The organism is Nonomuraea sp. NPDC002799, assembly GCF_053592075.1.
Genome location: NZ_JBSFVA010000038.1, coordinates 83,908 through 91,139, shown reverse-complemented (window position 1 = coordinate 91,139; position 7,232 = coordinate 83,908). Strand labels below are relative to the sequence as shown.

General features: G+C 70.9%; 6 protein-coding genes. 3 read left to right on the top strand and 3 right to left on the bottom strand.

What is annotated here, in order from left to right:
- The first annotated feature begins 198 nt into the window (after positions 1-198).
- Positions 199-1,320 (top strand): AI-2E family transporter, encoded by a 1,122-nt coding sequence (locus tag ACWD0F_RS42750; RefSeq protein ID WP_449887391.1) that lies wholly within the window; start codon positions 199-201, stop codon positions 1,318-1,320.
- On the opposite strand, the gene ACWD0F_RS42745 is transcribed toward ACWD0F_RS42750, so the two are convergent.
- Together ACWD0F_RS42745 and ACWD0F_RS42740 are read right to left on the bottom strand one after the other, a co-directional pair.
- Positions 1,297-2,136, bottom strand: coding sequence for a DUF6597 domain-containing transcriptional factor (locus tag ACWD0F_RS42745; RefSeq protein WP_449887389.1), 840 nt, complete (start codon positions 2,134-2,136; stop codon positions 1,297-1,299). The genes ACWD0F_RS42750 and ACWD0F_RS42745 overlap by 24 nt on opposite strands.
- Positions 2,137-2,172: 36 nt before the next feature.
- The gene (locus ACWD0F_RS42740; protein ID WP_449887387.1) at positions 2,173-3,021 is read right to left on the bottom strand and encodes a hypothetical protein; all 849 of its coding nucleotides are present in this window, start codon (positions 3,019-3,021) and stop codon (positions 2,173-2,175) included.
- Between the two features lie 397 nt (positions 3,022-3,418).
- Here ACWD0F_RS42740 and erm point away from each other — a divergent pair, with 397 nt between their 5' ends.
- Entirely contained in the window at positions 3,419-4,144 is a 726-nt protein-coding gene (erm, locus tag ACWD0F_RS42735; protein WP_449887393.1) for a 23S ribosomal RNA methyltransferase Erm, read from the top strand.
- Here erm and ACWD0F_RS42730 read toward each other — a convergent pair.
- A complete protein-coding gene (locus ACWD0F_RS42730) occupies positions 4,116-5,504 on the bottom strand; it encodes a hypothetical protein (protein ID WP_449887385.1) in 1,389 nt (462 codons plus the stop codon). The genes erm and ACWD0F_RS42730 overlap by 29 nt on opposite strands.
- A 117-nt stretch (positions 5,505-5,621) precedes the next feature.
- Between ACWD0F_RS42730 and ACWD0F_RS42725 the strand changes: the two genes are divergently transcribed.
- Entirely contained in the window at positions 5,622-7,211 is a 1,590-nt protein-coding gene (locus tag ACWD0F_RS42725) for a molybdopterin-dependent oxidoreductase (RefSeq protein WP_449887383.1), read from the top strand.
- Positions 7,212-7,232 lie beyond the last annotated feature (21 nt).

The window sequence follows — 7,232 nt, the reverse complement described above, 5'->3', positions numbered from 1 at the left end:
TCTTAATTCTTTCAGCCGTTCAAGTCCCTGTCAAATTGACCCGACTTGCTCGACCTGCTGGAATTAAGCCCGCCCCCTTTCGAGGACAACCCCTCAAACTTACCAGCCGTTTCGAGTGGACGTGAACAACGTCCCACCGAAGTGGAGAGTGTGTCTGGAGGTGGCCCCGAGTGGGTCCGGCGATCAAGCGCCGTCCCCGTGGGACTGCTGAACTCTATGTACGCCTCCGGGAACCGTCAAATCGATGGTTCGGCCGCCCAGCGGGGGTACGAAGGGATCGTGCTTGATCAACCCGTTCCGAGAGCGCTCATCATCTTGGTGGGCATCGCCGCCGCCGTGGTGGCCGTCTTCGGGCTTCGCGAAGTCGCCTCCATCGCCGGCCCCGTCGTCCTGGCACTCGTGCTGGTCATCGCCGTCGCGCCGGTGCGTAGCCGGCTCCACGGAAGAAGGATGCCCACCTGGCTCCAGGTCGCCGTGCCGTTCCTCATCGTGGTCCTGGTGCTGCTGGGCATGGTCGGCATCCTGACCTACTCGGTCGCCCAGCTCGCCTCACGGCTGCCCGCGTACACCGGTCAGTTCGACAAGCTCGTCACCGACGCCCAGCACTGGGCCACCACTCACGGCATCAGCAACGACGTGCTGAACAAGGGACTGCAGGCGTTCGACCCCGGCAAGATGCTCGGGTTGGCGCAGAGTCTGCTCGGCAGCCTGATCGGTGTGCTGTCCGCGCTCTTCCTCATCGTCGTGTTGTTGCTGGCGATGTGCCTGGACGCGCCCGCGACGGCGAAAGTGCTCAGCAAAGGGGAGGGTGACAAACCCCAACTGGTGATGGCATTGGCGACTTTCGCCCACAAAACGCGGCGCTATTTGATCGTCTCGACCGTGTTCGGATTGATGAACGCGATCCTCGACGTGATCGCCCTGTCTTTGCTCGACGTGCCGCTGCCGCTGCTGTGGGGTGTGCTCGCGCTCATCGCCAACTACATCCCGAACATCGGATTCGTCATCGCGCTGCTGCCGCCCGCCATGCTCGCGTTGCTGGACGGCGGTGTGAAGACGATGCTGCTCGTCATCGCCGCATATATCGTGATCAATGTCGTCACCCAGTCGTTCATTCTGCCGAAATTCCTGGGCGACGCCGTCGGTCTTACGACGACGATGACGTTCATCTCGTTGTTGCTCTGGACGTTCGTGCTCGGGCCGCTGGGCGCGATTCTCGCCATTCCGCTGAGCCTGCTGACGCGGGCGTTGCTGATCGACAGCGATCCGAGCGCGAAATGGGCGCAGGCGCTCGTGTCAGGCAAGCTGCCGGACGGGTGAGACGAGGTCGCGCATCGGCATCCCGCTCAGCCGCTTGACGTCGTGGGCGAGATGCGCCTGATCGGTGTAGCCGGCCGTGGCGGCCACGTCGGCCAGGCGCTCGCCGGCGCGGGCCAGCCGCAACGCGCGCTGGAAGCGGACGATGCGCTGCAGGGTCTTGGGCGCGTAACCGAAGGAGACGAGGCTGCGGCGGTGCAACTGGCGCTCGCTGAGCCCCAGGTCCCAGGCCACTTCGGCGACCGTGCGGCCCCTGCGCAGCGCCGCGGCGATGGCGGGCGCGGCGGGATCGGCACCGCCGGACCGGGCCAGCCGAGCCTGAACGGCGGTGCACATGATGTGGAGGCGGGCCCCTATGACGCTCTCCACGTCCGGCGAAGCACGGATGGCGTCCTCCACGTCCCCCGAAGCGCGAATGCCGCCCCCTGCGGCTCGGAGCTCCTCCGCGGCCCGGATGTTGCCCAGCGCCTGCTCGGGGGCTCGGATGGCGCCCGCTGGCAGGCGAGCGACGGTGAGCTCGGCTGCGGGCAGGTCGGCGAGGGGGATGCGCTGGTCGCGCAGCTCCTGGAGCGGCACCCCGAAGACGTCGCCAGCCCCGCCCGGCCTGAAGCGGATGCCCGCGAAGATGTCGCCCGCCACCATGGGCGTCGTCATGGGCCGGGTGTCGGGCCCGGCCACGAACACGCCGCCGGGGCCCCAGATCAGATCGACGCAGGCGTCGGGGACCACGAGCTGGGCGGTGCCGGCCTCGCTGACCTGGTGCCACACGCAGGCGACGCGCGCCGCGAGGTCAGGACCTGGAGGTCGTTCCGCGTACATGCCTCCAACGTACGCCGGCGCACCGACAGAACCGCTTCACCCGGGCAGCCGCCCGTACGCCCGCAGGGTCTTGAGCCGCTGCACGGCCAGGTAGCCACCCCATTCCCAGGCCACCACAGGCGTCCAGACCGGCCAGTTGGGTGCCGCGTCGTCTTTCGCGGCCAAGGCGTCGAGGTGGACGTCCAGGACGTCCTGGGTGAAGAGCGGCAGCCGCAGCGGCCACGGCGCGAAGTCCAGCGGGAAGTGCACGGCCCCGTCGGCGTGCGGGTCGAAGGTGACCGTGGCCAGGATGGCCTCCCGCAACCGGGCGAACTCCGCCTCCGCGCGCTCCCGGTCGGGCGCCAGCTCCAGGAAGGTCACCACGGCGCGGGCCTCGTACGCCCCGAGCTCCCGCGCCGAGGCGATGCGCGACCAGCAGAAGTCCGTCGCGGCGGCCAGCCAGGGGTGGGTGCTGCCGTGCTTGTGCAGCAGCCCGGCGAGGGACGCGGTCGGGATGAGGTGCCCCGGCGGGTCGTCGTCGTCCGTCCGCCACCACGGGGCGCTCGGCGTGTCCCTGACGGACGGCGACACGAACGGCACGCCACCGTCGGGGGTGCTGATGCCGGCCAGGTAGTCGCAGGCGACGGGCACTATCGGCGAGTCGAAGGCGTCGATCTCGTCCAGGATCCAGAACGCCACCTCCACCGGCTCCGGCTGGCTGCCCGCGCCGCGCAGGTCGGGTTCGAGCGCGTTGCCGAACCCCCCGTCCGAGGGATTCTGGTAGCAGCGCAGCGCGTCGAGCACGCGGTCGCGCGAGCCGCCTCTGAACAGCGCCTCGAAGCGCAGCCTGTCGATCAGCCGGCCGTGGAGCTGGAGACGCCGCTCCACCTGGTCGAGCATGTCCATGTCAGTCCCGCCTTCCCTTCCTGACAGCCGGTTCCGCACCCAAGCTACGCCGCCGGGACCGCCACCTCTTGTAGGAATCGGACGGTCTGCCTGAGGGGATATTCGGTTGCTCCCGCGAGCGGCCCGCACTTAGCGTGACGGGCATGTCATGCATGTTCTCCTGCCAGGTCTTCATCCGCATCCGCCACAGCCGGGCTCTGGCCCGCTAGCGGACGCGATCACCTGAGCTGAGCGTCCGCAGGCGCGCCCAGGGCCCTTCGAGACCCGTCAATCTCGAAAGACCCGGAAGGGCAGTGCTGTGGCGCAGAATTTCGCGCACGGAAACTATTCACACACCCAGAAGAAGGTCGGGAACGGCGGCGGCGGTCGCACGCCCAAGGATCGGGCGCGGCGCACGCTGTCGCAGAATTTCCTGGTCGAGCGGCATGCCGTCGATCTCGTCGTGAAGGCCGCCGCGCCCGAAGGGCTCGTCCTGGAGCCGGGTACGGGCGAGGGCGCGCTGACCATGGCGCTCGCCGAGGCCGGCGCCCAGGTCGTCGGTTACGAGATCGATCCGCGGCTGGCGGGCCTGCTGGGCTCGCGCACCCGTGACGATCCCCGGATCGACGTCGTCAGAGGCGACTTCACGGTGGCGCGGGCGCCGCGCGAGCCGTTCGCGGTCGTGGGCAACATCCCGTACTCGATCACGTCGAAGATCGTGGACTGGTGCCTGCGGGCGCCGGCGCTGACCTCGGCGACGCTGCTGACGCAGCGGGAGTACGCCCGCAAGCGGGCCGGCGACTACGGCCGCTGGACCCTGGTCACGGTGGAGTCGTGGCCGTGGTTCGGCTGGCGGCTCGGCGACACGATCGGCAGGGAGAGCTTCCGGCCGGTCCCGGCGGTCGACTCGGCGATCCTGCGTCTCCAGCGCAGGCCCGAGCCGCTGGTGTCCGGCCGCCGCTCCTACCGGGAGCTGGTCGGGCTGGGCTTCAGCGGAGTCGGCGGCTCGGTACGGGCCTCGCTGAAGACCCGCTACGCGGGCGTGGACGCCGCGCTGGAGGCGGCCGGGGTGGCCCGCGGCACCGTCGTGGGCCACGTCCACCCCGATCAGTGGATCACGTTGTGGGGGCGCCTATGCCGGTGAGCTGACCATGGCCGGGGGCCTGCCCTGGGAGCCGCGCGACCCGGCGGCCCCAGGGCATGGCCAGCGCCAGGATCGGCAGCAGCACGATCGAGGCGCGTGACCAGTCGGAGTGCAGGGCCCACCAGGTGTTGGTGTCGAACTGCGTCATGTAGAGGTAGCCGTAGCCGGCCCAGAGGGACACGCCTACGATGGCCGGCCAGGCGAACCTGGTGGGCCTGGCGACCAGGAACGGCATGAACCACAGCAGGTATTGGGCGCCGAGCCGCGGCGTCATGACCATGAAGACGAGCAGGATGGCCGTCGTCATGTCGATCGGGTCGGCGCGCCGCCAGTAGAGCACGACGGCGACGACGCACACGTAGATGAGGTTGGTGCCGAACGAGGCCAGATCCGACCGCAACGCCCACTCGCCGCCGGTGAACCACGGCGTCCAGCCCCATTCGCCGACGATCGGCCGGATGTCCCTGATGGTGTCGATGACCGCGGGGATCTGGTCGAGCGCCGTGCCGGCGAAGACCGGCAGGGTGACGAGGAAGAACAGCGGCACCGCGCCCGTGGTGAACAGGGCGACGATCCGGGAGCGCAGGTTGGGCAGGAGCAGCAGCATACCGGGGATCAGCCAGAGCGGCCAGCTCTTCGCGGACAGCGCCAGGCCCATGAGCACGCCGGCCAGCGCGCCACGCTTGAGCAGCGCCCGGTCGTCGGTGCCGGGCAGCAGGGCGCGGTGCAGCATGCCGCGCCGGCCGATCACCCGCTGGACGGAGGCGCTCCAGCCGTACGCGGTCACGCCCTTGCGCACCTTGGCGACCACGTCGGTGGTCATGCCGGCCCGCTCGGGCGAGCCGGGGCCGCGGGCGACCACGAAGGCGGCCACGCCGAACACGAGCGCGACCGGCTCCACCTGGCCGTGGACGGAGGCGATGAGCACGGCGAGCGGGCTGAGCGCGTACTGAAGGGCGCGCAGCGAGGCTTTGGGGCCGCCGGCGAGCTTGGCGACCAGCGGGATGATGAAGATGTCGGCGACCACGGTGACCAGGCGGCCGGCGAACTCCCACGGGATGCCGAGCCACAGCAGGATGCCGTAGACGTAGGGGATCATGGCCAGGAAGTGCCAGCCACCCTCGCTGGCCAGCACCGGGTCCTCGCCCCGCAGCACGGCCTCGCCCGCGGGGCGGAAGCTCTCCACGAAGTCGACGGGCTGCCAGGAGTCGATGGCAGAGGTGAACATGATCAGCACTCGGACCGCGACGCCCACGAGGACGGCGACGATGAGTGGGGGTCGCCAATCCCGCCATTGGGCGATCAGAGCGAGGGCGACACCGGCGACGAGGACTATCCCCGTGAGAACTGCGTAATCCATGGCGGGATCTAGCCTGCCGTAACCCCGGGACTGCTGCCACCAGGGCTTCCGATTCTTATCCCCGACATGCCGACACGTATCCCGATACGCGATCCCGGTCTGTGTTGAACTTTTGCCATGGGGGGATCGCAGGTCAACCAGGCACTGGTCAGGCTCTACTTCGAGGTGAGAGATGGGCTGTGCGACCCGGTCGCGGCCTGGGCGAAACTCACAGGCAACCCACAGCAATACCGGCAGGCGCGGGGCGACAGGCGGGTGCCGCTCGACGACGGCACCGCGGCCGAGCTGGCGGCGGCGGCCATCTTGCACACCACGGCGCGGCACGGGGCCGAGCACGTGGCGGCGCTGGCCACCTCGCCGCTGGCGCGGCTCGTGGGCGGGCTCGGCGGCGCCGTGCTGACCGAGCATCCGTGCGCGCCCGAGCAGGTGCTGGGGCCGTGGTTCGCCGGTCCCGCGGCGGGCGACTGGGCGCGGACGGCGTATGTGCTGCTGTGGGGCGAGAACAACCGGCTCGTACGGACGGCGGACACGCCCCCGGTCATCGCCGGGCGCTACAAGGGGCAGAAGGTGGTCGCGATCGGCACGCATCCGACGCGGTTGTCGGACGAGACCCTGGTGGTGCGGCCCGGCACCGACGGGGCGCTGGCCATGGCCATGGGGCACGTGCTGCTCAAGGAGTTCTACCTGGACAGGGGGCCGTTCGCGGAGCACGCCATGGCCCGCACCGACCTGCCGTCGCTGGTGCGGCTGCGGGCCAGGCAGGAGGCGTACGTGCCGGGCGAGTTGCTCGGGCGGGTCGGCGACCGGCTCACCGTGTACGGCGGCGAGGCGGTCGAGGTGCTGCTGCCGCGCTTCGACGACGGGCCGGGGGTGCTGCGGCGCGGTGTGCCCGTGGTGCGCGACGGCGACGAGCTGGTGACGACGGTGTTCGACCTGCTGCTGGCGGTCTACGGGGTGGCGCGGCCGGGGCTGCCGGGGGTGTGGCCCGGCGGTTATGAGGATCGCGGCGAGCCGTACACGCCGGCCTGGCAGGAGGCCTGCACCGGGGTTCCGGCGTCGCGGACGTTGAAGGTCGCCAGGGAGCTGGGCGTGACGGCCGAGAAGACCGGCGGCCGGTGCGTGATCGTGCCGGGGCGGCTGGACACCCCGCACGCCGACACCGCCTACCGGGCGATGCTGGCGCTGCTGGTGCTCACCGGCTGCGGCGGCGGCTGGGCGCAGGCGGGCGGCTCGGGGGTCCCGCTGGTGCCGTACCTGTGCCTGCACGCCTGCGGCGAGGACCGCTCCGACGTGGGCGCGCTGAGCTGGGCGCTGGCCGACGGCCTGTTCGCGCGGCGGACGTCGCGCTCGGTGTTGCTGGAGGCGGTGCGCGACGGGTGGCCGATGGCGCCCTCGCCGCGCGTGCTGGCGCTGCCGCGGCCGATCTACCCGCTGCCGCCCGAGGTGGACCTGCTCATCGGGCCCGACGACCACTGCGACCTGTCGCCGCCGGACGCGGAGCTGGTGGCGGCGGCCGTGGCACGGCTGGCCGGGCCCGCCGCCCCCATGGTGGCGGGCGGCGGGCCGGACGCGGCGCGGATGCGGCTGATGGTGGACCACGCCTGGATGCACGAGTACGGCGAGGCGCTGCCGACCTACCGGCCGCCGGGTCTCGGCATCCCGCTCAAACCCACCCAGCTCGTGCGCTGGCCGGGCACGGTCGGATAGGCGAGGCCGCGGCCCGCCGGA